Annotated in this window: 2 protein-coding genes; both read right to left on the bottom strand. The window is 51.5% G+C overall.

Annotated features, from left to right (window positions below; genetic code table 11):
• Window positions 1–112: 112 nt before the first annotated feature.
• Entirely contained in the window at window positions 113–730 is a 618-nt protein-coding gene (locus AAF659_RS15000; RefSeq protein ID WP_349752592.1) for a hypothetical protein, read from the bottom strand.
• A gap of 126 nt (window positions 731–856) precedes the next feature.
• Window positions 857–1,213 carry a hypothetical protein gene (locus tag AAF659_RS14995; protein ID WP_349752591.1) on the bottom strand — a complete coding sequence of 119 codons (357 nt, stop codon included), beginning with the start codon at window positions 1,211–1,213 and terminating at the stop codon, window positions 857–859.
• Between the last annotated feature and the right edge of the window lie 145 nt (window positions 1,214–1,358).

The following is a 1,358-nucleotide window of genomic DNA, read 5'->3' as shown; positions in this document are numbered from 1 at the left end:
CTGGGTCAGTTGTCGGTATCCCATCTGCTCTTCACTTTGGTCGGTAAAGGCGATGAGGGTACCGGCGGCGGCCCTCTTACCTCTACCCGGCTACACCAAAGTGCTGCAGTTATTATCTGAATTCAGGGCCACGGAGCCTCGGTTGATAAATTGATTCGATGTGCCGGACCGCCTCAATAAGCCGCTGCGAAAATTCATCGGAATCGTCAGCCTTGTACACGATTGCATCATTCTTATGGATTCTTTCCGGGCTTCTATCGACATGAGCGCCAGGCCCGGCGTATGCCCCTTTGAGCCAAAAATGGAGCCATATCTCTCCATGCAGTTCTCCGACGAGCTCATGGAGAGGCGCAAAACACTCCTGGGCACTTTCACCCCAAATAGCCCTAGCCTCGAGTGCTAGCGTGCGTAGCTCCGCTCGATGCTCATTTACTTTTCCGAGGCGTTCAGAATAGATTCTCTGCTCTTCTTCAAGCTGTCTGCCCGCCTCAACTTCTTCTTTGTTTAGTTGAATCATTGGATTACGAGCCCAGTCAATCGCATCCTGAACCCGGTAGGTTGTCGTGAGAATCCTCTTCGCAACCTCAAACTTGGAGGTCCCATGAAGCTGTCTACGCCAAGTACTTAACCCCAGCCCTCCAATGATTAAAGCCCCGACTGTACCGACCATCCCCACGACGTCTCTTGTGATACTAAGGTCGGCATTGGTGAAGCTGAGGCACAGACTCAAAAGCTACTCCTTGAAACATAACGCCATTGTTCAGCGGCGACCTTTTTGTAGCGAAGCGGAGAAAAGGGCGTCCGGTGTAGGCCCTTCAGGGCCGGAACGAACTGCAACTATTGGTTATGAGTTTTGCTAGCGGCCAAACAATTTGGCCCAAAAGCCTTTTTTCTCGCGCTTCACCGCTTCTTCGATGAAATCTATCTTGGGTTTGCGTCTATCGGATTCTTCTATCAGGTCCATCACCACATTGCCGGAGCTTGTGTAGGTGGTGAGATGGTACTGGTCAGTTTCGTAGCACTTGCCGAATAGGTCCTTGAAGATATCCTTCCAGACCGAGTAATACTTCATGCATTGCTTCTCAGTACCGAACATCACCCCGTAGTTTCCAACGACAAGCGCATGGGTTATCTGCTTACGCTTCCCATTTTCGTCCTTCGCTTTGGCTATCTGCTCTGCATCCAGCGCCACTAATACGAGGTCATTTTCCATAGGAGATCCATACACTCATAACGGTTAAGCTCAGCCGCGCAGCCTGTCTGCGTCGGCTGGAGCGCCTTGTTGTGTGGTCCAGGATCTTCGTAGTCGGGTGATCGTCTCCGATACAGCGGCAAACGTCTCTTCAGAGCTGCAACGA

The organism is Salicola sp. Rm-C-2C1-2 (assembly GCF_040196175.1).
Lineage (GTDB): Bacteria > Pseudomonadota > Gammaproteobacteria > Pseudomonadales > Oleiphilaceae > Halospina.
This window is presented reverse-complemented; position numbering and strand designations above follow the sequence as displayed.

Coding starts and splice junctions, on each gene's coding strand:
- AAF659_RS14995 (WP_349752591.1), bottom strand. CDS start 1,213: ATGGAAAATGACCTCGTATTAGTGGCGCTGGATGCAGAGCAGATAGCC.